Annotated in this window: 23 protein-coding genes; 10 read left to right on the top strand and 13 right to left on the bottom strand. The window is 63.7% G+C overall.

What is annotated here, in order from left to right:
• Positions 1 to 11: 11 nt before the first annotated feature.
• Together LMTR3_RS19590 and LMTR3_RS19585 are read right to left on the bottom strand one after the other, a co-directional pair.
• Positions 12 to 209 carry a hypothetical protein gene (locus LMTR3_RS19590; protein ID WP_065746643.1) on the bottom strand — a complete coding sequence of 66 codons (198 nt, stop codon included), beginning with the start codon at positions 207 to 209 and terminating at the stop codon, positions 12 to 14.
• Between the two features lie 68 nt (positions 210 to 277).
• Positions 278 to 1,282, bottom strand: coding sequence for a 2-dehydropantoate 2-reductase (locus LMTR3_RS19585; protein ID WP_065746642.1), 1,005 nt, complete (start codon positions 1,280 to 1,282; stop codon positions 278 to 280).
• 139 nt (positions 1,283 to 1,421) lie between these two features.
• Here LMTR3_RS19585 and LMTR3_RS19580 point away from each other — a divergent pair, with 139 nt between their 5' ends.
• Positions 1,422 to 1,997, top strand: coding sequence for a YidB family protein (locus tag LMTR3_RS19580; protein ID WP_065746641.1), 576 nt, complete (start codon positions 1,422 to 1,424; stop codon positions 1,995 to 1,997).
• 132 nt (positions 1,998 to 2,129) lie between these two features.
• Complete coding sequence (locus LMTR3_RS19575; RefSeq protein WP_065726443.1) at positions 2,130 to 2,408, top strand: GlsB/YeaQ/YmgE family stress response membrane protein; 279 nt, start codon at positions 2,130 to 2,132, stop codon at positions 2,406 to 2,408.
• 98 nt (positions 2,409 to 2,506) lie between these two features.
• Here LMTR3_RS19575 and LMTR3_RS19570 read toward each other — a convergent pair whose 3' ends face one another.
• Entirely contained in the window at positions 2,507 to 3,289 is a 783-nt protein-coding gene (locus LMTR3_RS19570; protein WP_065746640.1) for an SDR family NAD(P)-dependent oxidoreductase, read from the bottom strand.
• 280 nt (positions 3,290 to 3,569) lie between these two features.
• Between LMTR3_RS19570 and LMTR3_RS19565 the strand changes: the two genes are divergently transcribed.
• The 3 genes from LMTR3_RS19565 to LMTR3_RS19555 are packed head-to-tail and all read left to right on the top strand — an operon-like array spanning position 3,570 to position 6,671.
• Entirely contained in the window at positions 3,570 to 4,637 is a 1,068-nt protein-coding gene (locus LMTR3_RS19565) for an acyl-CoA dehydrogenase family protein (protein ID WP_065746639.1), read from the top strand.
• A gap of 33 nt (positions 4,638 to 4,670) precedes the next feature.
• Positions 4,671 to 5,831, top strand: coding sequence for an acyl-CoA dehydrogenase family protein (locus tag LMTR3_RS19560; RefSeq protein ID WP_065746638.1), 1,161 nt, complete (start codon positions 4,671 to 4,673; stop codon positions 5,829 to 5,831).
• A gap of 39 nt (positions 5,832 to 5,870) precedes the next feature.
• On the top strand, positions 5,871 to 6,671 hold the full coding sequence (locus tag LMTR3_RS19555; RefSeq protein WP_065746637.1) for an enoyl-CoA hydratase/isomerase family protein: 801 nt from the start codon (positions 5,871 to 5,873) through the stop codon (positions 6,669 to 6,671).
• A 185-nt stretch (positions 6,672 to 6,856) separates the two neighbouring features.
• Here the strand turns inward: LMTR3_RS19555 and LMTR3_RS19550 are convergent, their stop codons facing one another.
• The 4 genes from LMTR3_RS19550 to LMTR3_RS19535 form a co-directional block, all read right to left on the bottom strand.
• The gene (locus LMTR3_RS19550; protein WP_065746636.1) at positions 6,857 to 7,621 is read right to left on the bottom strand and encodes a VOC family protein; all 765 of its coding nucleotides are present in this window, start codon (positions 7,619 to 7,621) and stop codon (positions 6,857 to 6,859) included.
• A gap of 1 nt (position 7,622) precedes the next feature.
• Positions 7,623 to 8,417, bottom strand: coding sequence for an enoyl-CoA hydratase (locus LMTR3_RS19545; RefSeq protein ID WP_065746787.1), 795 nt, complete (start codon positions 8,415 to 8,417; stop codon positions 7,623 to 7,625).
• 135 nt (positions 8,418 to 8,552) lie between these two features.
• Positions 8,553 to 9,719 carry an ABC transporter substrate-binding protein gene (locus LMTR3_RS19540; RefSeq protein WP_502686651.1) on the bottom strand — a complete coding sequence of 389 codons (1,167 nt, stop codon included), beginning with the start codon at positions 9,717 to 9,719 and terminating at the stop codon, positions 8,553 to 8,555.
• A 283-nt stretch (positions 9,720 to 10,002) separates the two neighbouring features.
• Positions 10,003 to 10,416, bottom strand: coding sequence for a VOC family protein (locus LMTR3_RS19535; RefSeq protein ID WP_065746635.1), 414 nt, complete (start codon positions 10,414 to 10,416; stop codon positions 10,003 to 10,005).
• 134 nt (positions 10,417 to 10,550) lie between these two features.
• Between LMTR3_RS19535 and LMTR3_RS19530 the strand changes: the two genes are divergently transcribed.
• Both LMTR3_RS19530 and LMTR3_RS19525 read left to right on the top strand, forming a co-directional pair.
• On the top strand, positions 10,551 to 11,291 hold the full coding sequence (locus tag LMTR3_RS19530) for a thermonuclease family protein (RefSeq protein WP_245319938.1): 741 nt from the start codon (positions 10,551 to 10,553) through the stop codon (positions 11,289 to 11,291).
• A 102-nt stretch (positions 11,292 to 11,393) separates the two neighbouring features.
• Complete coding sequence (locus LMTR3_RS19525; protein WP_084029715.1) at positions 11,394 to 12,881, top strand: M48 family metalloprotease; 1,488 nt, start codon at positions 11,394 to 11,396, stop codon at positions 12,879 to 12,881.
• Between the two features lie 150 nt (positions 12,882 to 13,031).
• Here the strand turns inward: LMTR3_RS19525 and LMTR3_RS19520 are convergent, their stop codons facing one another.
• From LMTR3_RS19520 to LMTR3_RS19495, 6 genes are all read right to left on the bottom strand, one after another.
• On the bottom strand, positions 13,032 to 13,517 hold the full coding sequence (locus LMTR3_RS19520) for a hypothetical protein (protein WP_141686683.1): 486 nt from the start codon (positions 13,515 to 13,517) through the stop codon (positions 13,032 to 13,034).
• A gap of 276 nt (positions 13,518 to 13,793) precedes the next feature.
• Entirely contained in the window at positions 13,794 to 14,579 is a 786-nt protein-coding gene (locus LMTR3_RS19515) for a CarD family transcriptional regulator (protein ID WP_084029714.1), read from the bottom strand.
• A 416-nt stretch (positions 14,580 to 14,995) separates the two neighbouring features.
• The gene (gene fdxA / locus LMTR3_RS19510) at positions 14,996 to 15,334 is read right to left on the bottom strand and encodes a ferredoxin FdxA (RefSeq protein WP_057842040.1); all 339 of its coding nucleotides are present in this window, start codon (positions 15,332 to 15,334) and stop codon (positions 14,996 to 14,998) included.
• Positions 15,335 to 15,458: 124 nt separating this feature from the next.
• Complete coding sequence (locus LMTR3_RS19505) at positions 15,459 to 15,728, bottom strand: RNA-binding S4 domain-containing protein (protein WP_057842041.1); 270 nt, start codon at positions 15,726 to 15,728, stop codon at positions 15,459 to 15,461.
• Between the two features lie 14 nt (positions 15,729 to 15,742).
• On the bottom strand, positions 15,743 to 19,174 hold the full coding sequence (locus tag LMTR3_RS19500) for a helicase-related protein (protein ID WP_065746633.1): 3,432 nt from the start codon (positions 19,172 to 19,174) through the stop codon (positions 15,743 to 15,745).
• A gap of 683 nt (positions 19,175 to 19,857) precedes the next feature.
• Entirely contained in the window at positions 19,858 to 20,640 is a 783-nt protein-coding gene (locus tag LMTR3_RS19495) for a DUF3108 domain-containing protein (protein WP_245319946.1), read from the bottom strand.
• Between the two features lie 545 nt (positions 20,641 to 21,185).
• Here LMTR3_RS19495 and rpmB point away from each other — a divergent pair.
• The 3 genes from rpmB (at position 21,186) to LMTR3_RS19480 (ending at position 25,308) form a co-directional block, all read left to right on the top strand.
• Positions 21,186 to 21,494 carry a 50S ribosomal protein L28 gene (gene rpmB, locus LMTR3_RS19490; RefSeq protein WP_065746631.1) on the top strand — a complete coding sequence of 103 codons (309 nt, stop codon included), beginning with the start codon at positions 21,186 to 21,188 and terminating at the stop codon, positions 21,492 to 21,494.
• 304 nt (positions 21,495 to 21,798) lie between these two features.
• Positions 21,799 to 23,616 carry a UvrD-helicase domain-containing protein gene (locus tag LMTR3_RS19485; protein WP_065746630.1) on the top strand — a complete coding sequence of 606 codons (1,818 nt, stop codon included), beginning with the start codon at positions 21,799 to 21,801 and terminating at the stop codon, positions 23,614 to 23,616.
• Between the two features lie 402 nt (positions 23,617 to 24,018).
• Positions 24,019 to 25,308: a T6SS phospholipase effector Tle1-like catalytic domain-containing protein gene (locus tag LMTR3_RS19480; protein ID WP_065746629.1), complete on the top strand. Its 1,290-nt coding sequence runs from the start codon at positions 24,019 to 24,021 to the stop codon at positions 25,306 to 25,308.
• Position 25,309: the final 1 nt, after the last annotated feature.

Genomic DNA, 25,309 nt, shown 5'->3' with positions numbered 1-25,309 from the left:
ACGTCGTTCAATCAATGCGCACGCATCCGCTTGACGCGGCGCGACTTGATGACCGGCGCGACAACAGCACGCGACGCCGCCCGCTGTTCCTGCAGCCTCGCTTCATAGCCCGGCGACGGCGTCGCCGTCGGCGGTACGGCATGGGCAGGGATCGATGACGCCGTCCCGGCCAGGGCAGCCGCAATTAGCGCCAGACATATCCGTTTCATTCGCCTCTCCTTCGCGCCCTCGTTAGAATCCCGCAGCGCCGGCGGTAATGCAAGGCAGACGCGTTCGCTCAACCCGCGCGAATCTGCTCCGGCGTCAGGCCGGGCGAGCCCTTGCCACTGCTTTCAGCCTGCCGGACCAATTCCACGATCCGGCGCGACAGCGGCGCCTTCAACCCGCGGCGCTCGGCGATTTCCGTGATGACGCCCTGCAGATAATCGATCTCGGTGCGGCGGCCGCGCTGCAGATCTTCCCACATCGACGAGCGCGCCTCGGGATCGATCTTCATCGTCCGCCCCAGCAACGCTTCGAAGACCCGGTCCGGCAGGCGCAACAAAGCCGGCATCCAGGCGGGCGGGATCGGCGTCGGCGACACCGGCTTGATGCCCTCGGCCTTGATCGCGGCGAGCGCTTCGGCGAGCTGATCGGCGAACAATTGCCGCCATGGACGTCGTGCGAGCTGCCGGCGCAGCGGCAGATCGGCCAGCGCGTTGAGCGCGTTGTTGAGATTGAGCAGCAGCTTGCCCCATTGCACGCCATCGATGTTGCCGGTCGGCCGCATTGTCAGTCCCGGCACCGACAATTTCTCCGCTGTGCGCGCTTCGTCCTGCTCGATGACGATGTCACCCGAGGTGGCGCGATGAAACCGCCCGTTGCCAAGCGCGATCACGTTGAACGGCACCATGCCGCCGAGCACGCGCCGCCCCGGCAGGCGGTTGCGCAATACGGCGGCGTTGCCGACGCCGTTCTGCAGGCTGACGACGACGGCATCGGACGGCGCGTGGTGAGCGATGATTTCGGCCATCGCAGCGGTATCCGCGCTTTTGACCGTGACCAGCACGACGCCGGCATCCGCCAAAATAGAAGGATTTTCCGACAATACGAACCGATCTTGCGTGATGGTCTGGTCAAAACCTTCAAAACTCGTCGGCCGCAGGCCGCCTGCTTCGATCTCGGCGATCACGCGCGGTCGCGCCAGCAGCGCCACGCGGCGACCGCCGGCCGCCAGCATGCCGCCGACGAAGCAGCCGATGCTGCCGGCGCCGGCGATACCGATCGTTTGGCGCGAAACCATTCGACACCCACCGCGTTGCAACCCGGCTTCGAATAGCAGAGCGCGCGGACTGTGCCTATCGCAGGTGCCACCGCCCGCGCCTTGTAACCGTCATGTGCCGCCGTTATGTTTCACGCGGGGCTACGCGGAGGAGACAACCATGGGTTTACTCGACGTACTCAACGGCATGATGAATGGGCCGCGCGGCCCGAGCCGCCCCAGCTCACAATCCGAGAGCGGCGGAATGTCGCCCTTGACCATGGCGATCCTGGCGCTGCTGGCCTGGAAAGGCATCAAGCATTTCAGCGGCAACCAGACCGGCTCGGCACCGCAACCGGCGCCCGCGCCGGGCAATGTGAATGCCGGCATGCCCGGCGGCGGCATGGGCGGCGGACTCAGCGACATGCTCAAAGGGGGCTTGGGCGGACTTCTTGCGGGAGGCGCGGCCGGCACCGTTTTGAGCGGCGGCCTCGGCGATCTCCTGAATCAATTGCAGCAGAAGGGCCTCGGTGATCAGGCGGACTCCTGGGTCAGCAATGGTCCCAACAAGCAGGTCTCGCCCGGCGATCTCGCCAATGCGCTCGGCGCCGATCAGATCGATCAGCTATCGGCGCAAAGCGGATTGTCGCGCGACGATCTGCTGCAAGGCCTCAGCCAGTATCTGCCGGACGTCGTCAATCATCTGACGCCCGACGGACGGCTGCCGAACGAGAACGAGATATCGGAGCGGATCTGACGCCGCACCATAGCGTTTTCCAGCGAAGCGGATGCCGGTTCGCGTGAAGAAAACGCGTCAAACAAGAATCTAACGCGGCACTCGAGAGGTGCCGCGCCGCTTCACCATCGACGCATTGGAAAGGGGACGGAAATGGGCGGCATTATCTGGATCATCGTCGTCGGCTTCGTCGCCGGCATCATCGCGCGCATCCTTTCGCCGGGCCAGAACAACCCGACCGGCTTCATCTTGACCACGGTGCTCGGCATCGCCGGCGCGTTCCTGGCGACCTTCGTCGGCCAGGCGATCGGGCATTACAGTCCCGATCAGGGCGCCGGCTTCATCACCGCCACCATCGGCGCGCTGGTGGTGCTGTTCATCTGGAACAGGCTGGTAGCGCGCGGCGTGATCTCGGATCCGGGGAACAGGTGACGGCCGTCATTCCGGGGCGATGCGAAGCATCGAACCCGGGATCTCGAGATTCCGGGTCTGGTGCTAACGCACCATCCCGGAATGACAGCCCCGGTGCCTCACAACACCAGATGCATTCCCGCATCCATGCGCACGAACTCGCCGGTCATGTTGCTCGACGCGGGCGAAGCGAGGAAGCAGACGAGTTGCGCGATATCCTCGGCAGTGGAAGCGACCTTCAGCGGCACCTTCGCCACGACCGCATCGCGCACCGCTTTCGCGCCGGCCTCGCCGCGGCCCTTGGTGAACCACGGCGTATCGATATAGCCGGGACATACCGTGTTGACGCGGATCAGCGGCGCCAGCGCGCGCGCCAGCGATTGCGTCATGGTGTTGAGCGCGCCCTTGCTTGCGGCATAGGCGACGGACGAGCCGCCGCCGGAAATGCCGGCGACCGACGACACGTTGACCACGGCGGACGGCAGGTTGGAGGCTTTCGCGCCGGCCTCGAGTAACCCGCGCGCCGCGCGGATCATCTGGAACGGGCCGATCGTGTTGACGGCATAGATTCGCTGAAAGTCCTCGGCCGAAAGCCCGTCGAGATCCTGATGCGGCACATGCTTGGTGGTGCCGGCATTGTTGACCAGCACGTCGAGGCGTCCCCACGGCGCGGCAGCGGCAGCGATCTTCCTGCAGTCTTCATCGCGCGACACGTCGCCCTGCACGACCACGACTTCGGCGCCGGCGCTGCGGCAGAGATCGGCGGTCGCTTCGGCTTCCGCCTTGCTGTTGGAATAGTTGACGACGATGCGCGCGCCACCCTTCGCCAGAATGGCCGCGGTCGCCGCTCCCAAGCCGGACGCAGAACCGGTGACAATCGCGCACAAACCATCCTTCGACATCCGCATTCCCTTATGTGTTCTTGAATTAAAGTTTCGAACCGCCCGTTCGTAGCTCGCGGGCTTACCATATCGTGCCGCAATGTGCGTGCAAATCCGCTGACGTTCCACTGTGCGGAATTATTCTTTGCCTGATGATCTTCATGCCGCCGCCTCATGCGGCCCTGCGGACAGCGCTTGTCACGGCTATGGCTTTTGCCCATCATAAAGCGCAAGAAAAGACCGCAGCCGACCCGGCCATGTCAGTTGGGATTGGCATGCCAATTTCAAATCGGGGAACGCTGTGGCGGAGAGTGAGAACATCGTTGCCGAGACCGCGGAGAAAATCTTCGCCGATCTCGCCGACGCCCAAACCATCAATCGCGACAACAAGGGCGAGTGGAAAGCCCCGCTCTGGCAAGCGCTGAGCGACGCCGGCCTGCCGCTGGCTTGGGTGCCGGAAGATTGCGGCGGTTCGGGCGCCTCTCTCGCCGAAGGCTTTAGCGTGCTGAGCGCCGCAGGGCGCTTTGCGGTGGCGGTGCCGCTGGCCGAAACCATGCTGGCGGGCTGGCTGTTGGCGCAGGCCAAGATCGCTTCGCCCGGCGGCGAGATGACGGTAGTGCCCGCGAGCCCGAAAGATCGGATTACCGTCAACACCGATGGCAGCCTCTCAGGCAGGGCGCGCGGTGTGCCGTTTGCCAAGGTTGCAAAACACTTCGCGGTGCTCGCCAGCGATGCGAAGGCTAATTTCTCCGTCGCGCTGGTCGATGCCAGCAGGTGCCGGATCGAGAGCGGCCTCAATCTCGGCGGCGATCCTTCTGATGTCGTGACGCTGGACAAGGTGCAGCCGGTCACGATCAAGCCGGCGCCAACAGGTTTCGACCAGGCCCGGCTGATGCTGATGGGCGGCGTCGCCCGATCCCTGCAGATCGCCGGCTCGCTGGAATCGATGCTGGATATCTCCGTGCGCTATTCCAACGAGCGTGTCGCCTTCGAGAAGAAGATCTCGAAATTCCAGGCGGTGCAGCACAATCTGGCGCGGCTCGCCGGCGAGTCGGCGGCCGCACTTGCCGCGGCCACCTCGGCCGCGGACGCCATTGCCAACGCCACGGCCTTCAACGACGAAGTGTTTCTCGAAGCGGTGGCGGCGAAAATCCGCTGCTCGGAGGCGGCGGAGAAAGGCGGCGGCATCGCCCATCAGGTGCACGGCGCGATCGGCTTTACCATCGAGCACATCCTGCATCGCTATTCCCTGCGCGCACTGGCCTGGCGCGACGATTTCGGCTCCGAAAGTTATTGGGCGGTCGAGCTCGGCAAGCTCGTGGCGCAAAGAGGCGCCGATGAATTGTGGCCGCTCGTGGCCTCGCGCTGAGATCATCTCGATTTGCCTGCATAGAGAACAACAATGACCGCAGCCCTCCGTTTCGATCCGATCCGCCTGCCGAGCGAATGCGAGCAGTTGCGCAAGGAAGTCCGCGCCTTCCTTGCCGAAGAAATCGCCGCCGGCACCTTCGATCCGCACAAGCCGAACCGCGAAGATACCGACGTGCCGGAATTTTCCCGAAAGGTCGGCGCGCGCGGCTGGCTCGGCATGACCTGGCCGAAGAAATATGGTGGCCATGAGCGCTCGTTCCTCGAGCGTTACGTCGTGACCGAAGAAATGCGCGTGGCGAATGCGCCGACACGGCGCTTCTTCGTCGCCGACCGCCAGAGCGGCCCGGTGCTTTTGAAATACGCGCCCGAGCACATCAAGATGGAAATCCTGCCGCGCATCTGCCGCGGCGAGATCTGCTTTGCGATCGGCATGAGCGAGCCGAACTCCGGCTCCGATCTGTTCGCGGCAAAGACCCGCGCGACCAAGACCGACGGCGGCTATCTGATCAACGGCACCAAGATCTGGACCTCTTCGGCGCATATCGCCGATTACATGATCGCGATTTTTCGGACGTCACCACCGACCAAAGAAAACCGCCGCCACGGCCTGACGCAGTTTCTGGTCAAGATGAAGCAGCCCGGCATCCAGGTGAATCCGATCGGCCAGATCACCGGACAGTATGAATTCAACGAGGTCGTATTCACCGATCACTTCATTCCCGACGATCACGTGCTCGGCGAAATCGACGGCGCCTGGAAACAGGCGACTTCGGAGCTTGCCTATGAGCGGTCCGGCCCCGAACGTTTTTTGGAGACCTATTACGTGCTGACCGAGTTGGTCCGCGCCGTCGGCAATAACCCGGACACCCGCAGCGCCGAAGGCATCGGCCGCCTGGTGGCGCAGGTGCACACGATGCGGCGCATGTCGGTGTCGGTCGCGGGCATGCTTCAGGCCGGCAAGGAGCCGGTGGTCGAGGCCTCTATCGTGAAAGACATCGGCACCATCTGGGAGCAGCAATTGCCGCATCGCGTGCGTGAGCTCGCCGCCTTTGTCGAGGAAACCGCTGGTAACCGCGAGACGCTGGAAAAGCAACTCGACTTCGCCATCAAGACCGCGCCCAAGCTGACGATCCAGGGCGGCACCACCGAAGTGCTGCGCGGCATCATCGCCCGCGGGCTTGGTTTGCGCTAGCGCGCGGCTTGGTCTGCGCTAATTCAACGAGGAAACCGCATGAGCAAATACACTGATATCGGCGTCGAGAAGCACGGCCATGTCGGCCTGATCGAGATCCGAAAACCCCCGCTGAACTTCTTCGACGTCTCGCTGATCAACCAGATTGCGGATGCGCTGGAGGAGTTCGACAACGACATCGAAATCCGCAGCTCCGTGCTCGCAGCGCAAGGCAAGGCGTTCTGCGCCGGCGCCGATTTTTCCGATCCGAAACGGCAGGAGCAGGAAGCGAGCGCGCAGAATGATCCGGCCGCCAATCTGCCGATCAACCATCTCTACGTCCAGGCCGTGCGCATCTTCCGCAACAAGAAGCCGATCGTCGCCGCCGTCCATGGCGCGGCCATCGGCGGCGGACTTGGCCTCGCCGTCTCGGCCGATTTCCGCGTCACCTGCCCCGAGGCACGCTTCGCGGCCAACTTTACAAAGCTCGGTTTTCATCCGGGCTTCGGCCTGACCACCACGCTCCCCGAACTGGTCGGCCGCAACAATGCCGAACTGATCTTCTACACTAGCCGCCGCGTCACCGGCGAGGAAGCCACGCGCATGGGCCTTGCCAACATCTGCGTGCCGCAGGACCAGGTGCGATCAGAAGCGATGAAGCTCGCAGCCGAAATCGCCGAATGCTCTCCGCTCGGCCTGATCTCGACCCGCGCCACCATGCGCGCCGGCCTCGCCGACCGCGTCATGGCCGCCACCAACCACGAGCTCGCGGAGCAGACCAAGCTGCGCGCGACGGAAGATTTCAAGGAAGGCGTCAAAGCCACCGCAGAGCGAAGGGCGGCGAACTTCAAGGGAAGGTAAGGCCGCGCCCGTTGCGCGATTTCCCTTCTCCCCTTGTGGGAGAAGGTGGCGCGAAGCGCCGGATGAGGGGTTCTCTCCCTAAACGAGATGCGCGTTTGCGGAGAGAACCCCTCACCCGTCTCAATCGCGCTTTGCGCGATTGATCCACCCTCTCCCACAAGGGGAGAGGGAAAGGCGACACCGCGTCACGCAGTAAGCCGGAACGTCACGCCGCACAGATCGAACCCGTCGCCCGCCACCTTGCAGCCCTTCGCCTTCGCTGCATCTCGCACCCTCGCGATATCGGCGACCCTGAACGTCAATCCGCTCATCAGGTCGCTCGCGCCGTTGACAAAGCGGAAGCCGGCATTGGGCAGCTTCAATTCAGGCTCACCGCCTGCCCCATTGCTGACGGCGATACCCTGAATCTTCCCCCAATGCTCCGCCAACCCCAGTGGATCCGGGCTCTGCATCTCGACTTCCGTCAGCGCCACCGTCACATCCTTGCGGATCGCCTTCTGCCAGTTCGGCCCCGCCGGCGGATAAGGCCCCAGCACGTCGTCGCTGCCGTCGGTATGATTGAACTCGATGAAGGCAGCGCGGCAATCGCGCGGGTGCAGTTGCACGCCGTGATAGGGCGCGTGCGTGATCACGTTCGCCGTGCGCACGCCGATCGCATTGGCGTGCCTGCCGCGCGCGTCGGGATCGTCGCAGCAGAAGATCGCCATGTAGCCGCCGCGGCCGCCGGTCTTGTCGAGAAAACGCCCTGCCGCGGTGCCCGGCTGGATCGGCGCCACCACTTCGAGCAGGATCGTGTCGACCGGCAGCAGTGCATTCTCCAGGCCATACTTGGCGACGTTGCCGTCACGGTAACAGACGTCGAGGCCCATGATTTCGGAGATGTCCGAGATCACCGGCTCCAGATGCGGCGCTACCAGGCAGATCTGCCGCAGCCTGAGATATTCAACCATCTCAATACCCCTGAAACACCGGCTTACGCTTCTCGACAAAGGCTTTTGCGGCCTCCTTGTGATCGGCGGTGTCGCCCGAGCGCGAATGATGGATGGCTTCGGCGTCAAAACAGGCTTCCAGCGACATCGTCTCGGCATTGTTGATGTTGCGCTTGATGTAGCCCAGCGTCACCGACGGACCCTGCGCCAGCGACATCGCGAGATCATGCGCCTCCGTATCGATGTCAGCGTCCGGCACCACCTTTGTCACGATGCCGAGATTGTAGGCTTCCGTCGCGCTCAGCACCGGCGAGGTCAGATAGAGCTCGCGCGCTTTCGCACTGCCGAGCATCTGGGTGAGGAAATAGGTGCCGCCGTAATCCCCTGACAATCCGACCTTGGCGAACGCGGTGGTGATCTTGCAGGAGGCGCTGGCAACGCGTAGGTCGCAGGACAGCGCGATCGAAAGGCCGGCGCCCGCGGCGGCACCGTCGAGCTGCGCCACCACAGGCTTCGGCATCTGGTGCAGGATGCGCGAGACTTCCATGCCGCGACGCAAGTTCGCCATCTTGGCCTCGAAGCCGAGCGGCGCCCGGCCTTCCGCCATCGACTTGACGTCGCCGCCGACGCAGAACGTGCCGCCCGCGCCCTTGACCAAGACCGCACGCACCTCGTGATCCTCAGCCGCGCGCCGCGCCGCCTCCACCAGCCCACGCGTCATGTCCGGATTGAGCGCATTGCGCCGGTCGGGGCGGTTCATGGTGATGGTGAGTAGCCCGGCGTCGAGCTTCTGGAGGACCATTTCGTTTGCGCTCATGGGGTGGTGCTTTCGTTTGTTGTTGGTTGGCTCCGTCATTCCGGGATGGTGCGATAGCACCAGACCCGGAATCTCGAGATCCCGGGTTCGATGCTTCGCATCGCCCCGGGATGACTTCGTGACGAGGTCACGAAGTCATTTCTTCACCAGCGGGCAGCGCGAGGCTTCCAGCGGCTGGAACGCCTCGCTGCCGGGGATCGTCGCCAGCAGCTTGTAATAATCCCAGCGCGCCTTCGACTCGGACGGTTTCTTGACCTCGAACAGATACATGTCGTGCACCATGCGGCCGTCGTCGCGAATCTTGCCGTTCCTGGCGAACATGTCGTTGACCGGCGTCTCCTTCATCACCTTCATCACCGCGGCCGCGTCCGTGGCGCCCGCGGCCTTGACGGCTTTCAGGTAGTGAAGGACGGAAGAATAGACGCTGGCCTGCGCCGCGGTCGGCGGCCGCTTCACGCGCTCCATGAAGCGCTTTGAGAACGCGCGGGTGTCGTCGTTGAGGTCCCAATAGAAGGCTTCGGCAAGCAGCAGGCCCTGCGCCGTCTCCAGCCCGACGCTGTCGATGTCGGTGACGAAGGCAAGCAGCGGCGAGAGCTTTTGGCCGCCGCTCCTGGTCAGCCCGAATTCCGCCGCCTGCTTGACCGCGTTGATGGTGTCGCCGCCGGCATTGGCGAGGCCGACGACCTTGGCCTTCGAGCTCTGCGCCTGTAGCAGGAACGAGGAGAAGTCCGACGTGTTGAGCGGATGCTTGACGCTGCCGAGCACCTTGCCGCCGGCCTTCACCACCACATTGCTGGTGTCCTTTTCCAGGTCCTGGCCGAAGGCATAGTCGGCGGTGAGAAAGAACCAGGTCTCGAAGCCGCTCTTGACGGTGGCGAGCCCGGTGACGTTAGCCTGCGCAAACGTGTCGTAGGAATAATGCACGGTGTAGGGGCCGCAGGCCTCGTTGCTCAGCCGGATCGAGGCGGGGCCGCTATACATCACGATCTTGTTGCGCGCCTTCGCGATCTCGCCGGCGGCCAGTGCGGTCGCGGACGCTGCGACGTCGTACAGCATCTCGACGCCCTGGTTGTCGAGCATGTCGCGCGCGATGCTGGCGGCAAGGTCGGCCTTGTTGAGATGATCGGCCGCGACGATCTCGACCTTGCGCCCCAGCACCTCGCCGCCAAAATCCTCCACCGCCATCTTCGCCGCGGTCTCCGAGCCCGGCCCGGTGATATCGGCGTACAGCCCGGACATATCGAGGATGCCGCCGAGCTTGAGCGGCGGCTTGCTCTGCGCCATTGCCGCGCTCGCCGACATCGCCAACGCGGCGGCGAAAACGCTTGCTATTGCTCTCTTCACGGAGGCCTCCCTGTTCACGCGCCGCATTGCCTGCGGCTTTGAAATTGTCGGCGCGATCATGCCGCATGGGGTCAGCAGCGGCAAGCGCGCGCAGAGGAAGACGGAGTCCGCCGTGTTTTCCGCTAAGCGGAATGATCTCGTAGGATGGGTAGAGCGAAGCGAAACCCATCAATCCCGACGCGGAAACATGATGGGTATCGCTTTCGCTCCACCCATCCTACGAAGCTACGAGCCGCGTGGTCTACGCCAACAAGCCCTTCCCTGGCACATGATTGAGCTCGAGCCGGATGCCGTCGGGATCCTCGAACAGGATGGAGTAATAGCCCGGCGCCCATTGATCTTCGCGCGGCGCGCGGATGATCTTGGCGCCGAGCGTCTGCAGGAAGCCGTGCAGCTCATCGACATCTGCGCGCTCGCGGGCGCGGAAGCAGAGGTGGTGCAGGCCGACGCGCTGCTGTTCGAAGGCGGCGCCTGCGTGCTCTGGCGATGGCGCGCTGATGCCGATCGCGGTGCGGCCGCCGACGCAGTAGTAAGTCGTGTCTGTATCGATGACCGGCTTCAGCCCAAGAAACGGCAACAGCTTGCGATAGAAATCGCGGGAGCGTTCGTAATTCGAGGCGGTGAGGAAAATATGGGCGATGCCGTTGACTTCCATTGTCTCCCCCTGCGTGGCAATCTCAGGTAGTATTGCTGTCATTGATCGAGCATACAGGAACGAGCGGGACAGAGAGCAGCGTTATGACCGGTCCGGCATTGCGTTACAGAGCTGCGCTTGCGGCATCCGCCGCATTGTTTCTCGCGCCGGCGTCCATCGCCGGACAGGCCGATGCCGCCGATTGCTTAGCTGAGCGGCAGGGCGAAGGGCGCGTCGCTGCCGTGGTCGATGCGCGCGGCTTTCGCCTCGAGGACGGCCGGGAAATCCGCCTCGCCGGCATCGAGCGCGCGGGAACCGACCCGGCCAGCGACAGGGCCGCATTGTCCGCCATCATCACCGGCCGCGACGTGACCCTGCATGGCGAGGACGACACGCCGGATCGCTACGGCCGGCAGTCGGCAATTGTGTTCGTGGCCGGCTCGGAACAATCGGTGCAAAGCGAGCTGCTGCGCCGCGGCGAGGCGCTGGCTTCGAGCGATATAGCCGACAAAAATTGCGCTGCAGCGCTATCCGTCGCCGAGGGCGTGGCGAGAAATGCCAAATTGGGCATCTGGGCTGAAACCACGGCCATAAAAAACGCGGAAAGTCCGGGCGATATTCTGGCCGCGATTGGGCACTTTATGGTGGTCGAGGGCAGAGTGTTGTCCGTTCGGCAGGCAGGGGCAGTGACCTACCTGAATTTCGGGCGGAACTGGACAGAGGACTTTGCTGCGACTATTTCAAGGCGCATCATACCGGCGTTCGAGAGCGCCGGCCTTGGACCTAAGTCGCTCGAAAATCGACGGATTCGTGTCCGCGGCGTCGTCTCGTCGCGGGGAGGACCACGAATTGAGTTGCTTCGGGTGGGGCAGATCGAGGTGCTGGGCGGGAAATAGCGCTTGATTCGAAGGCTGGGCATCGGTCTTCGCCTGGATCACGCGCAAAGAAGAGGGGATGAGATCAAGGATCCCGGTCGGATCGTGATCTTAGTGGCTGATTTGACGCATCGTGCACAACGGGGCGAAGGAAATACGGGCCGCCGCCTTCTGGCCGCGCCGGCGCTGTTGTGCGCTGCGCTCACGCTCTCTTCCTGTGGAAATCTCGGGAAGATCGAGACGGCCGCACCGACGGTGGCCGCGCCGAAGCCGAGCCGCACCGTCGCGCAGACACCGGCGAGCGAGCGCGAGCACGAGCGCATTCTGGCCTCCTATGGCGGCGCCTATGACGATCCAAAGCTCGCAACCCTGATCGGCAAGACGGTCGACCGGCTGGTGGCGGCGTCCGACCGTCCGGACCAGGCGTACCGGGTGACCATCCTCAATTCCGGCGCGGTCAACGCCTTCGCGCTGCCGACCGGCCAGCTCTATGTGACGCGCGGGCTGGTGGCGCTCGCCAGCGACACATCGGAACTGTCCTCGGTGCTGAGCCACGAGATGGCACATGTCATCGCAAAACACGCCTCGATCCGGGAAGACCAGGCGCGGCAGGCGGCGGTGGTGACGCGCGTCGTCACCGACATGAGCAACGATCCGGATCTGACCGCGCTGGCGCTGGCGAAGACCAAGCTGACGATGGCGAGCTTCTCGCGGCAGCAGGAATTCGAGGCCGATGGCATCGGCGTAGGCATTTCGGCCCGTGCCCGTTTCGATCCCTATGGCGCGGCGCGCTTCCTCGCCGCGATGGAACGCAATGCGGCGCTGAAGGCCGGCAAGACCTCGCTCGATCCGCGTGCGCAGGACTTTTTGTCCTCGCATCCGGCAACGCCCGAGCGCGTGCAGAACGCGCAGGCCAGCGCGCGGCAATACACCTCGCCGCAGAGCGGCGAGCGCGACCGCGAGACCTATCTCGCCGCCATCGACAACATCGTCTATGGCGAGGACCCCAGCGAGGGCTTTGTACGCGGGCGCCGCTTCCTGCATCCGAAACTCGGCTTCACCTTCCAGGCGCCCGAGACGTTCACGCTCGACAACACTGCGCAGGCCGTGATCGGGGTGCGCGAGGGCGGCACGCAGGCGATGCGCTTCGACGTGGTGCGCGTGCCGGCCGAACAGTCGCTCGCCGATTACCTCAATTCCGGCTGGATGGAAGGTGTCGACAAGGGCTCGACCGAAGACCTCATGATCAACGGTTTCCCGGTGGCGTCGGCCTCGGCGAATGGCGATCAGTGGCAGTTCAAGGTCTTTGCGCTGCGCTACGGCAGCGACGTCTACCGATTCATCTTCGCCGCCAAGCAGCGCAACACCGAAAGCGAGCGCAATGCGCGCGAGACCGTCAACTCGTTCCGCCGTCTGACGCTGGAAGAAATCCAGGCCGCGCGCCCCTTGCGCATCAAGGTCATCACCGTGCAGCCCGGCGACACCGTGGAATCGCTGTCCCACCGAATGACCGGCGTCGACCGCCCCACCGAGCGCTTCCGCATCCTCAACGGCCTCGACCAGCACGCCCAGGTCAAGCCGCGCGATCGCGTGAAGATCGTGGTGGATTGAGGCGCGAAGCGCGTCATCTCCGATGCGCAATCGCGCATCTGAGGGCGCGAAGCGAACCCGGGATCTTGAGCCGCATATCATGAAGTGACGCTGCCCTCCTTCTCCCCTTCTGGGAGAAGGGAAGCGAACATCAAGCTCGCTTGGCCGTACCTACTCGATAGTCACACGCGAACGCCACCGCGACTCAAAGCTATTATCATCGTCGAACATCCGCGCCTGCGCATCCATGGGCTCGCTGCGCTTCTCTGTAACGATGCTTACCGGCTCGGCCTCCGCCTTCGCTTGCGCGGGTGCCGGCGCCGCGGCCGGCCACCGCAACAACGATTTCGAAATCACGGTCTTGCCGGCGTACCAGCATTTGCGCCCGTCGATCAGGCGCCAGGACCAATGCCCCGACTGATGGGACGGCATCGCGGCGCTGCATTCCCTGACCTGCGCGGCCGGCGCGCTGATCGGAAGCAGCGCGGCCAAGAAAGCTGCCATGACGATGGCGAGAAAGACTGACTGAACCTGCCCTTTCATCGAATCCCCCTTGCGGTAGATCTGGATGTGGGCGGGAGGTTCTTCCCCGATTCTGGTCACAAAAAGTCGAAAATTGGGCCACTTTCCGCGTAAGTGGTTGCAAATGCTGTCCAATCCTGCCGCTTCTTCCTTCTCCCTTGTGGGAGAAGGTGGCGCGAAGCGCCGGATGAGGGGTTCTCTCCGCGGAGGCAGACCCCTCATCCGTCTCGCTGCCGCTAAGCGTCCGTAGCCGATGCAAAGCATCGGCGTTCTTTCTAAGAACGGCGGCCGACGGCCGCCTATGCCACCTTCCCGCAAGGGGAGAAGGGGACGCGCGACGCGTGGAGAACTCACCCCAAACAAAAAGCCCGGTCTCTCGACCGGGCTTTTCGTTCAATCCTTGGGATTCTTTCAGGCAGCTTCATCCGCCACGGCCGTGTCGTCGCCGTCGGCGTCGACATCCGCCTCGTCGGCCTCAGCGTCAGCTTCGGTGGCTTCGGCCTTGGCGCCGCGGCGCGGGCTCTTGGCGAGCTGGCTCTCGATTTCCTTGACCGCTTCGGTCTCGGTCGAATGCTGCACGACAGCGATTTCGCGCGACAGCCGATCGAGCGCCGCTTCGTAGAGCTGGCGTTCGGAGTAGGACTGCTCGGGCTGCGATTCCGAGCGATAGAGGTCGCGGACCACTTCGGCGATCGCGACGATGTCGCCCGAATTGATCTTCGCTTCGTACTCCTGCGCCCGGCGCGACCACATCGTGCGTTTTACGCGCGCACGGCCTTTCAGGGTTTCGAGGGCCTTCTTGACCAGCGCCGGCTCGGACAGCTTGCGCATGCCGACATTGGCGACCTTGGCGGTCGGCACGCGGAGCGTCATCTTGTCCTTCATGAAATTGATCACGAACAGCTCGAGCTTGGCGCCCGCGATCTCCTGTTCCTCGATGGCCAGGATCTGGCCGACGCCGTGAGCCGGATAGACCACGAATTCATTGGCCTTGAAGCCCTGACGCTGGGTCACGACCTTCTTCGGCTCCTCGGCGCGCGGCGCGGCGGCGACCGGCTTGGCAGCAGCCTTCGGCGCGGCGGCTTTCGGAGGAGCAGCCTTCACAGGGGCCTTGACGGGATGCTTGGCGGCAACTTTCGACGCAGTGGTCTTCGAACCCGTCGCTTTCGCGGCGGTCTTGGCAGTCTTTTCTGGCATTGCGCTTCTTTTGTTCTTTGAGGACTTTGTGGCCGAAACCTTCTTGGCGTCCTTCATGGGCGCCTTGGCACGGCCTTTGGTTGCGCTGCGGCTGGCCGGAGCGGCTTTTTTCGTCGTCTTGGAAGCACTCTTTTTACGCGTTTTCTGTGACACAGCCTGCGCGCGGAACTGCCACGCCCCTGTTCGATGTTTTTACGAAACCCACCGGGGCCACAGGATACGCATGGCCGGGATCGGCTTAGAATGTGCCCAATATAGCACATTTTCCGCAAAAATCAATGATTTACGCCGGGTTCCGGGCCCTTACGGGGCGGTTTCCGTCATAAGACCGCTAACAGGGTTAAATCCGCTCACCGCGTTCGGTTCAGATTGGGGCCAAAATCAGGCTCAAAGAGTCCCCAAACTTATCCACAGGCTTAATCGCCGCTACCGGGTTCCTTGGAAAAATATTTCTCGAACTTGCCCTCGACACCTTCGAATTCTTTCGCGTCCGGCGGGGCGTCCTTCTTCTGGGTGATGTTCGGCCAGCTCTTGGCGTACTCGGTGTTGACCTCGAGCCACTTCTCAAGGCCCGGCTCGGTGTCGGGCTTGATGGCATCAGCAGGACATTCGGGTTCGCAGACGCCACAGTCGATGCATTCGTCGGGATGGATGACCAGCATGTTCTCGCCCTCGTAGAAGCAGTCGACGGGGCAGACCTCAACGCAGTCGGTATATTTGCACTTGATGCAGGCTTCAGTGACGACGTAAGTCATCCAACGCTCCGAAACGGATCAGTTTTCCGGGGTTTGCGTAGCGCATGCGGTGCGCTGCCGCAAGGGAAGCAGCGGGCCCTTAGCGGCCGTTTTTCAGGCGTCCCTGCGTGCCCTTTCCAGATAGTTATTGTTTGTCGTTCTGCAAATCATCGTAGAGCACGCGCGCCGCTGCAGCGTCGCCGCGCCGCTCGGAAAATCCCACCACTTTCAGGATGCGCACGGTGCGGTCGAGCCCGATCGTCAAGACGTCGCCGACTTTCACCGAATGTCCCGGCGCCATTTCACGCACGCCGTTGATGCGGACGTGACCGGCCTCGACGAGGGCGGCAGCCGAGGTGCGGGCCTTCACCACCCGCGCATGCCACAGCCATTTGTCGAGACGCTGCCGCTCCAATCAGTTTCTCTTGATCATTCCTTACGGCCGGCGAGCTGTTCCTTCAGCGCCGCCAGTTTTGCGAACGGTGAATTCGGATCGATCGGCCGGTCGCGATCGCGCGGGCTCGCGCTCGTCGCCCATTGACGATGCGAAGGGCCAGAGTCGCGCTTGTCGCGGCCGCCTTTGTCGCGTCCGCCGAAATCACGGCCGCCGCGCTCGCCCTTGTCGCGGCCACCCTTGCGCTCGCCCTTGTTGCGATCGAATTTGTCGCGGCGCTCCTCGCGGTCGCGGCCCTTGCCCTCGAAACGCTCGCGCGGCGGACGGTCCTGACGCGCTTCTGCCGCGGGCGCGCCTTCTGCTGCGGCCGGCGCTGCCGTAGCATCGGCCGGTGCGCCCTCGCGCGGCTTTCTGAACTCGTGGCGACGGCCACGGCGATGGCGCTGCTCGCGCTGCGCCCCCTCGCCTCCTTCGCTGCTTGCCGCTTGCGCACCTTCGCCCGCGCGATGGCGCTGGCGGCTGCGGTCGTGATGCGGACGGCGCTCGTCGGAACGGCCGCCGGGCCGCCAGACTTCGACGAGTGCAGGCTCAGCCGGTGTCTCGGCTTTGGCTTCGGCCGCCGGAGCTTCGACGGGAGCGGCTTCTGCAGGCGCTTCGGCTGCTTCGGCAGGCGCTTCGCTCGCGGTTTCGGGTTCGGCCGCCGCTTCCGCGGCGCTGACCGCTTCCGGCGCCTCCTGTTCCGGGGGCGCATCCGCGATCGCGGCTTCCGCGGGGGTGGTCTCGGCGGGCGCAGCCTCCACCGCAGCAGCGGGTTCTTCGGCGGTCACCGGGGTCACCTCCGGCAACAGCGAGGCCGATGACGGCGCGGGCTCGTCGCTGACAGGCACTTCGGCCGCGACTTCTTCCGCCGGCGCATCCGCGGTCGTCTCGGCGCTCGCCTCGACCGGCGGCGTCTCAGTGGAGACCGTCTCGACGACGGCCTCGGGCGCCGGCTTCGGCGGCAACGGCGGGCGGCGATCCATGCGGTAGCCGAGCGCGCGCAGGATCGAGGCGAAATCTTCGCCGGCCGATCCCGTCAGCGAGGTCATCGCCTGCGTCACCACGAAGCCTCGGCCGTCGAACGCACCGGCGGGCTTTTCGCCCGGCGACGTCTCGCGCCACGCCAAAGCGGGACGAATGAGATCGGCGAGACGCTCCAGGATGTCGACGCGCACCGCGCGCTCGCCGCACTGGCGGTAGCCGAGCACGCGATAGGCATCGCGCGGCAACGCCTTGTCGACCGGGAACGAGGTGCGCCCCGAGCTCGCCAGATGCTGTGCACCCGAGAGTGCAGACATGTCGACATTGTCCTGCTTCTCGGCCCAGAGCAGCGAAGCCAGCGCACGTGCGGCGGGCTTCAAGAGCCCTGGGAAATAGATGTGATAGGCGCCGAACCGCACGCCGTACTTTCGCAGCGTCGCGCGCGAGGCCTGGTCGAGATCCTTCATCTCGCTCGCGATCTTCGAACGCTCCAGCACGCCGAGCGCTTCGACGAGCTGAAACGCGATGCCGCGCGCAATGCCGGTGATGTCCTCGGCCTTCGACAGCCCGAACAGCGGCCCCAACAGCTTTTCGATATGCGTCTTCAGCCACAGATCGAGCCGCGTTTGCACGGCCTCGCGCGGCGCGCCGGAGAGCCGCTCATCGGAAATGATGCGGATGCGGGGATGCAGCGCATCGTCAGCCGCGACGAGTTTTGCCACCGCATCGCCGGTCCAGCGGATGGTGCCGTCGGAGGTCAGCACGAATTGGTCGTCCGGCGCGGCCGAAAGCTTTTCCGCACGCGCGTTGATCTCGCTCGCCAGCACCTGCTGGGCGGCGGCCTGCAATGCTTTCGCGTCCGAGCCGGCTTCCGCCGCATCGGGTGCAAAGGTAAATCCATCGAGCCGGCCGATCGCGTGGCCTTCCACAATCACTTCGCCGGTCTTGCCAATTTCCGTATTCAAAACTGAGTTCTCCCGCAGGCGGCGCATCAATACACTGGTCCGCCGGTCAACGAAACGCTCCGTAAGCCGTTCATGCAGCGCATCGGATAATTTATTTTCCACCTCACGGGTGATCCCCTGCCAGTGGTCGGGGTCGGACAGCCAGTCCGGCCGGTTGGCGACGAAGGTCCAGGTGCGGATTTGCGCGATCCGGCCCGACAGCGTGTCGATATCGCCGGTAACGCGGTCGGCCTGGTCGACCTGGGCGGCGAACCATGCGTCGGGTATCCGACCTTTCTTCATCAGGAATGCATAAAGCGTGGTCACGAGCTCGGCGTGGGCAGCGGGCGCGATCTTGCGGTAATCCGGGATCTGGCAGGCGTCCCACAGCCGTTCCACGGCTGCTGCGCCGTGGGCCATCTCCCTCACCTCGCCGTCGCGCGCCGCGTGATCGAGCACGCGCAAATCTTCGGCAATAGGCGCGCGGGTCAAGGCCTCATGCCCCGGCGGCAGCGCCAGCGAGACCTGCAGCGCGCCGAGCGAGGAAAAATCCAGCTTCGAATTCCGCCATTGCAGCATTTTGACGCTGTCGAACGTGTGGTTCTGCAGCGCGTTCACCAGTTCCGGCTCGAACGGCGCGCAGCGCCCCGTGGTGCCGAACGTGCCGTTGCGGGTGGCGCGCCCGGCGCGGCCCGCGATCTGCGCGAACTCGGCCGGATTGAGCCTGCGGAACTGATAGCCGTCATACTTGCGGTCGGAGGCAAACGCGACGTGGTCGACGTCGAGGTTCAGCCCCATGCCGACGGCGTCGGTGGCGACGAGATAATCGACGTCGCCGTTCTGGAACATCGCGACTTGTGCGTTTCGCGTACGCGGCGAGAGCGAGCCGAGCACGACGGCCGCGCCGCCATGCTGGCGGCGGATCAACTCGGCGATGGCGTAGACTTCATCGGCCGAGAACGCGACGATCGCGGTGCGCCGCGGCTGGCGCGTGATCTTGCGGTCGCCGGCGAATTCGAGCTGCGAGAGCCTGGGGCGCGTGACGATGGAAGCGCCCGGCAGCAGCCGCTCGATGATCGGGCGCATGGTGGCGGCACCGAGCAGCAGCGTCTCGTCGCGGCCGCGACGATGCAGGATGCGGTCAGTGAAGACATGCCCGCGCTCGAGATCGGCCGCGATCTGGATTTCGTCGACGGCGAGAAACGACACGTCGAGATCCCTGGGCATCGCCTCGACGGTGGAGACCCAGTAGCGCGGGTTCTTCGGCTTGATCTTCTCTTCGCCGGTGACGAGCGCAACCGCCTCAGTCCCAGCGCGATCGGCGATCTTGTTGTAGACCTCGCGCGCCAGAAGCCGCAGCGGCAGGCCGATCACGCCCGACGAATGCCCCAGCATCCGCTCGATGGCCAGATGCGTCTTGCCGGTATTGGTCGGCCCGAGGACAGCGGTAACGCCCGCGCCGGGCGCGCGATCAGTCGCGAACGTGGAAGGAGAGAAAGCCATTCTGTGCAGGTGTTTCTTTAAAGTTCCGGCGCTTCCACCGTCATTGCGAGGAGCAACGCAACGAAGCAATCCAGCCATCCGTTATGCTGCGCGATGGATTGCTTCGCGGAGTTTATCATCGGGCGGCGCTTGCGCCGACCCGTTGACTCGCAATGACGGACGTCTTTCTGCTGGCTCGGCGTCAATTGCGCCGATTCTGTTTCACTTTGCGACGGTGATGCGGTCGCGGCTTAAGCTTTGGAACGAGTCTGGAACGAATCGCGTCCGAATCGCTGACTCCTCCCGAGACCCGATACGTTCACCGCAACATCTCGCGCTGAAGCGCACCCGGCGGCACTAGATCAAGTTTAAGGCGGCTCCACAAGCGACGGTTTCGGGACTAATTTCTTAAAAAGATCAGGGCGACGGAGTCGAATCAGAAGCGGGGAAGAGTCAACATGATTCAGCTCGCTGCATTTGCATGGTGCCACAGCGATTGACGCTGCGTTCCCTCCCCCCTTGCGGGGGAGGGCTAGGGAGAGGGGTGGCGGCAACGGCGGTGCTCGTGGCTTACCCCTCTCCCCGACCCTCCCCCGCAAGGGGGGAGGGAGCGATAGAGTCGTCGTCCCTCACTTAATCTTCGCAACGCGCGCCGGCGTCTCAACCTCTCCCCGCGAAGAGCGGGGCGAGGTGACTTCAAAGCCTCAATTCGTCTTCGCTACCCGTGGCGGCATGGCTGATGTCACGAACGACGTCGCTTCCAGCATCGCCAGGCCAAACGGCGTCGGGATCGTCATGCGGAAGGGAACCAGGACGCGCGTCCCCGCGAGCGGCACGAAGGTGATCTCGATCCGCCGTTCGTTCGCGAGATATTTGATCACGGGGCGATCCGGGATGTAGCCCGCGACGGGCGTAAAATAGATGGCGCAAACCAGCGCCGGCCCGTGATAGCCCTTTTCGGCTTTGACCGTTTCCATGCGCTTGTAATCGAGCTTGAGATCGTAGCGCATGCGTCCGTCAAAGATCCCTGCCCCGGTGCGGCAGGAATCCGGCGCCAGCACTTCGCCATTGCCGGGCACGCGCAGCAGTGAGCCCGTCATGGGATCGAGCACGCTTTTGCGGTGCGCGTCGGTGACGGGAATGCGGCCGGGATCGACCGGCGGCGCCGGGTCGATCGAAAATTCCTTCACGCCGCCATTGGCCAGCGAAATCCGGATGGTTTCGGACTTCTTCTGCGTGGTGGTGGTCGCGGTATAGGCGTTCGCCACCAGCGCGCCGTTCACGATGCGGCCCTGGCTGGCGCCGGAACCTGTGCCGCCGGAAAACGCCTTCAACAGCCCGGCCGTGCCGCCTTGCGCCGAGGCCGAAAACACATCGTCGCCGATTTCGATGGTCCAGCTTCCCTTGCCGACGGGGATGCCCGCCAGCGTCGCCTCATAACGCGCGTCCAGCCGCCCCTGCGCAGAGGCCTGTTGCGGCGCGAGCAAGCCCCACGCGGCGGCGCACAGGCCGACAGCGAGGCCGAGCCTTGCGGAGAGAGATTGGCGCGAAACGGCGCATCTGGCAGTCACGAGTGAAAAATCCCGGGATCGGCGCGATTGGGTGTTCATTTAGGCAAAAATATCCGGCAAACAACGCGTGCTTTCGCGAAAGCCACGCCTCTACCCGACCTCTCCCTGGCCGCCCACCGCTTGCGGGGGCTTGGGGCCGGTTCTTTTTCGAAAGCCATGGTGTCGGCGCGGATTACGCCCTTTATATGGTCCCTTAAGTGGCTGGAACCCCTGGTAAACCAGTCGTTACGAACCATAGCGTTTTCAAGCGAAGTGGACTTCCGGTTTCGCGTGAAGAAAGCGCGTCAGAAATACGGGCTTGAGCCCCGGAACGGGGCTCCTTTACCGGCCCAACAACCTTGACCGCGTGGCCGTCTCCCCCTATACGTCCGCGGTTCCTGGAAATGGACGCGATTTTGGACCCCCGCGGCGCCCGCGAGAAGCGGCTTGGCCCTGGCGGGGATGGAAGAGGATTTTGCAAGATGTCCCGGCGCTGCGAACTGACGGCCAAGGGCCCCCAAGTGGGCCACAAGGTGAGCCACTCCAACATCAAGACCAAGCGGCGCTTCCTGCCGAACCTTGCCAACGTCACCTTCATCTCGGACGCGCTCGGCCGCAACGTGCGCCTGCGCGTCTCGACCAATGCGCTCAAGAGCGTCGACCACAATGGCGGCCTCGATGCCTACCTCCTCAAGGCCAAGGCCGACGTCCTCTCCCCCCGCGCGCTCGAACTGAAGCGCGCACTCGAGAAGAAGGTCGGCAAGCCCGCGCCTGTGAAGAAGGCGAGCTGAGCCAAACGTAAATCGGCGGATCGAAGTTCGGAGCGGCCGGGTCGGAAGACCCGGCCGTTTTTGCGTTTGGGGTCGGCCGACGCAACCTAAGATCGATCTTTGCCGGGAGAGACGGCGACGGCAAGCGGCCGTTTGGGAATTCCTCAAAGGCACTCCTGACGCAATTTACAAGCGAGGTCAGTTCTGCTCTCACTGATCGCGGGAGAACGCGTGAATTGCAAAAGGGCAGGTCCGTGAGCATCGACCCAAAACGTGATGAGGTCGCGTTGAGCCCTAAGTTGGCTCTCAACCTTTCGGCCATGACATGGCAATCCTGATCCCTAGCCTGGGCTTCGCGCGCTTCGACACCCGCGGCGAGCTGCGACTCGCGGAGCGCCTCAAGGACTTCCTCGAAGAGAACGCTATCGCTTGGCACAATCTCCCGGTCGGCCCTCGCAGCCGGCATCCGGACTTTATCATCGTTCACCCAGCGAACGGCCTGCTCGTGCTTGAGGTGAAGGACTGGCGCCTGGAATCAATCGTGGCGGCCGACAAAACGAAAGTCGAATTGCTGACGAGTCGTGGCATCGTGCGGGAGACCAGCCCCCTGGAGCAGGCTCGCAAGTACACATTCGAGGTCGTGCGCACGCTGGAGCGGGATGGTCAACTGCTGTTTCCTGCTGGTCATCGCTTCATGGGGCGACCCATTCTTCCGTTCGGCTTCGGGGTCGTATTCACCAATATTACGCGCAAGCAGTTCGATCAGACCGAACTTAAGGAGGTGTTCGCCGAGCACTTATGTGTGTTCAAGGATGAAATGACGGAGAGCACCGACCCTGAAGAATTCCGGTCCAGATTATGGCGCATGGTTTATCCGCGTCTCGGAGAGCCGTTGTCGATGCCACAGTTCGACCGGCTGCGCGCGCTGCTCTTTCCCGAAATCCGCATACGACAGATTGCCTTGCCTCTGGACGAGGCGATGGTGCCCGATCCATCCGATCGGACGCTTGCAGTCATGGACATGCATCAGGAGCAGATCGCGCGCAGCTTGGGAGAGGGGCATCGAATTATTCGCGGCGTCGCTGGATCGGGCAAGACGCTGATCCTTGCCTTTCGCGCCGAACATCTGGCGCGTGCGGCTACAAAGCCGGTACTCATCCTGTGCTACGCCAATGGCATCGCTGGGCGACTTGAGGATGCCATGCAGAATCGGGGCGTGGAAGACCGCGTTCAAGTACTTACCTTTCATGCTTGGTGTTACCGGATGCTGCGGACTTATGGGATTCCTGCCCCATCCGAGCGAGAATATCCAGACTACGCAAAGCGATTGGCTGCGAGCGTTGCAGAGGTCGTGAAGGCCGTAGATCAGGGGCATATCCCAACTGAACAGTACGACGCCGTCCTGATCGACGAGGCACACGACTTCGAGCCGCAATGGCTCGCGCTTGCGGCCAAGATGGTGAACCCACGCACGAAGGCGCTGATGGTCGTCTACGACGATATACAGGCCATCTACAAGGGACGTGAGCGCCCGGTGTGGAAACAGCTCGGAATTGAAGCGACGGGCAGAACGACCGTCCTGAAAGTCAATTACCGGAACACGGCCCAAATCGTTGCCTTTGCGCGGCGCTTCGCTTCAGACGTGATCGGCGCTCCGGGCACGACGGCCGATGATGAGCACCCCATCCTGTTGCCCGAAGATGCGGGTCGGCAGGGACTGGTGCCGGACGTGCGGCAGTGTGTGAGCATCGACGCAGAAGCTCACTGCGTGGCCGAATGGTTTCTCGGGCGGAAGAAGGCGGGATACGAATGGCCGCAAATGGCTTGCCTTTATCCGGAGCACTGGATTGGGGAGCGGGTCGCTCAGGTACTCACCAAGCATGAAGTGCCGATCGATATGGCCAAGAACAACAAGAACAGAGTTTCGACGAAGCGTGTAGCTGTGCGTTTGTTGAGCATGCACACTGCGAAAGGGCTCGAGTTTCCGTGCGTCGCCATCGCAGGGTTGGGCTTGCTCGGTCGCCACGGCGAGCCAGTCGAGGAATGCGTTCGGCTGACGTATGTTGGGGTTACTCGGGCGACTCACGAGGCGCTCTTGACGTACTCAAGTGAGTCAGCGCTGGTGCAGCGGTTGATCGCGTAGACTAGAGCCTGCTTTTCGCAAAGCCCTGTTTCAGGAAGCGGTGCGGGCGCTGCTGCAGGGTGAGATCGATGAGGGCCGGCGCGGCGCTGCGGGCCTATATCAACGCAACCGTCGACTTCGAGCGGCTCGGCGAGGTGCTGGGGGCGGTCTCCGAAGAGCCTGATCCGCATGTTCGGACCCGACGGCAATCCCACCGCTGGAAACCTGCTCGGCGTCATCGGGGCGCCGCAGGAAGAAACCGGCGTTCACCTACGAGCGGTGACGGAGGCGGCCTGACCGCAGGCCGCTTGCGCCCGGAATAGCCGTGGACGAAGCGCCATCGCCGCCCCGCAGCGCCATCCAAAAATCCCCTCATTTTGCTATACTCGCTCCGGTAGTATCACCCCTCCCCCGCGAGTCACCATGCGCAACATCATCATCTGCTGCGACGGCACCGGCAACGAGATTTCCGAGAACATCTCCAACGTGCTCAAGCTCTATCGCTGCCTGCGCAAGACGGAGAAGACCGAGCCGCGGCAGATGGTGTTTTACGATCCGGGCGTCGGCACGCTGGAGCGGCCGGACCCGTGGCACAAGCTGAAGCAGGATTTCAACGCCATCCTTGGGCTCGCCACCGGCTATGGGCTCGATGACAACGTGCTCGCGGCCTATGGCTTCCTGGTCCAGCATTATCGCGAAGGCGATCAGATCTATCTGTTCGGCTTTTCCCGCGGCGCCTATACCGTGCGGGTGCTGGCGGGGCTGGTGCACAAGATTGGATTGATCTCGCCCGAGCAGGTCAATCTCGCAGGAAGCGGCCTGATCGCCTACAAGCAGTTCTCCTCCGACGAGGCGCCGAAGCTGCGCCGCGAGATGAAGCTGCTCAGCGATGCCGGCGACGCTGGAGGGCCGCTGCCGCAGACGGCGTTCGACAACGCAGCCCAATTCGCGCGCATCACCTCGACACGCTGGCCTGTGATCCGCTTCGTCGGCGTCTGGGATACGGTCGCCAGCGTGATCGTGCCGCGGGCCGATCGCTTCTATTGGCCGAGCCTGGAGGAGCTCGCGTTCACCATTGCGAACCCGAGCGTGCAGACGTTCCGGCAGGCAATCTCGATCGACGAGCGGCGCTGCATGTTCCGCCTGAAAAAGTGGGACGATCCGCAAACCTTCCGGCACAACCGCTTCAACGACATCAACGCCGAGCCGCAGGATATTCTGCAGGTGTGGTTCTCAGGCGTCCATGCCGATATCGGCGGCGGCTACCCGGAAAGGGAAAGCGGGCTTTCAAAGTATCCGCTGCTCTGGATGATCGACGAGGCGGTCAAGTGCGGGCTCCGCGTCAACCAGGCCACCGTCAACCAGCTCGCCTGGGGAGTCCCTCGCAAGGGCAGCCCGTTCTCCTATGTCGCGCCGGATGTGCGCGGCGAGCTGCACGAGTCGCTGCGCGGCGCGTGGTGGCTGCTCGAATATCTGCCGAAGCGCGCGACGTACAAGGAATGGCCGGCGCGTGAGAGCCATTTCGGCTATTACATCCCCGACGCCGAACCGCGGCTGATCCCCGACGGCGCAGTCATCCACGAGTCCGCGCTGCAGCGCATGGACGCGCTGCCGAGCTACCGGCCAGTGAACCTGCCGAAGCAATACGAGAAATTCCCGATGCCGACACCGCCGGCGCATGCGAGCGCGGAGGACGTCGCGGCGGAAGCGTAGG

It is taken from the genome of Bradyrhizobium sp. LMTR 3 (assembly GCF_001693485.1).
In the GTDB taxonomy this organism is placed as follows: domain Bacteria; phylum Pseudomonadota; class Alphaproteobacteria; order Rhizobiales; family Xanthobacteraceae; genus Bradyrhizobium.
This window is presented reverse-complemented; position numbering and strand designations above follow the sequence as displayed.

What these genes read in the sequence shown, in the direction of transcription:
- fdxA (WP_057842040.1), bottom strand. Translation starts at nt 15,334, where the DNA reads ATGACTTACGTCGTCACTGAAGCCTGCATCAAGTGCAAATATACCGAC.
- LMTR3_RS19585 (WP_065746642.1), bottom strand. Translation starts at nt 1,282, where the DNA reads ATGGTTTCGCGCCAAACGATCGGTATCGCCGGCGCCGGCAGCATCGGC.
- LMTR3_RS19570 (WP_065746640.1), bottom strand. Translation starts at nt 3,289, where the DNA reads ATGTCGAAGGATGGTTTGTGCGCGATTGTCACCGGTTCTGCGTCCGGC.
- LMTR3_RS19555 (WP_065746637.1), top strand. Translation starts at nt 5,871, where the DNA reads ATGAGCAAATACACTGATATCGGCGTCGAGAAGCACGGCCATGTCGGC.
- LMTR3_RS19515 (WP_084029714.1), bottom strand. Translation starts at nt 14,579, where the DNA reads ATGCCAGAAAAGACTGCCAAGACCGCCGCGAAAGCGACGGGTTCGAAG.
- LMTR3_RS19560 (WP_065746638.1), top strand. Translation starts at nt 4,671, where the DNA reads ATGACCGCAGCCCTCCGTTTCGATCCGATCCGCCTGCCGAGCGAATGC.
- LMTR3_RS19500 (WP_065746633.1), bottom strand. Translation starts at nt 19,174, where the DNA reads ATGGCTTTCTCTCCTTCCACGTTCGCGACTGATCGCGCGCCCGGCGCG.
- LMTR3_RS19535 (WP_065746635.1), bottom strand. Translation starts at nt 10,416, where the DNA reads ATGGAAGTCAACGGCATCGCCCATATTTTCCTCACCGCCTCGAATTAC.
- LMTR3_RS19545 (WP_065746787.1), bottom strand. Translation starts at nt 8,417, where the DNA reads ATGAGCGCAAACGAAATGGTCCTCCAGAAGCTCGACGCCGGGCTACTC.
- LMTR3_RS19550 (WP_065746636.1), bottom strand. Translation starts at nt 7,621, where the DNA reads ATGGTTGAATATCTCAGGCTGCGGCAGATCTGCCTGGTAGCGCCGCAT.
- LMTR3_RS19480 (WP_065746629.1), top strand. Translation starts at nt 24,019, where the DNA reads ATGCGCAACATCATCATCTGCTGCGACGGCACCGGCAACGAGATTTCC.
- LMTR3_RS19485 (WP_065746630.1), top strand. Translation starts at nt 21,799, where the DNA reads ATGGCAATCCTGATCCCTAGCCTGGGCTTCGCGCGCTTCGACACCCGC.
- LMTR3_RS19580 (WP_065746641.1), top strand. Translation starts at nt 1,422, where the DNA reads ATGGGTTTACTCGACGTACTCAACGGCATGATGAATGGGCCGCGCGGC.
- LMTR3_RS19540 (WP_502686651.1), bottom strand. Translation starts at nt 9,719, where the DNA reads ATGTCGGCGAGCGCGGCAATGGCGCAGAGCAAGCCGCCGCTCAAGCTC.
- rpmB (WP_065746631.1), top strand. Translation starts at nt 21,186, where the DNA reads ATGTCCCGGCGCTGCGAACTGACGGCCAAGGGCCCCCAAGTGGGCCAC.
- LMTR3_RS19575 (WP_065726443.1), top strand. Translation starts at nt 2,130, where the DNA reads ATGGGCGGCATTATCTGGATCATCGTCGTCGGCTTCGTCGCCGGCATC.
- LMTR3_RS19590 (WP_065746643.1), bottom strand. Translation starts at nt 209, where the DNA reads ATGAAACGGATATGTCTGGCGCTAATTGCGGCTGCCCTGGCCGGGACG.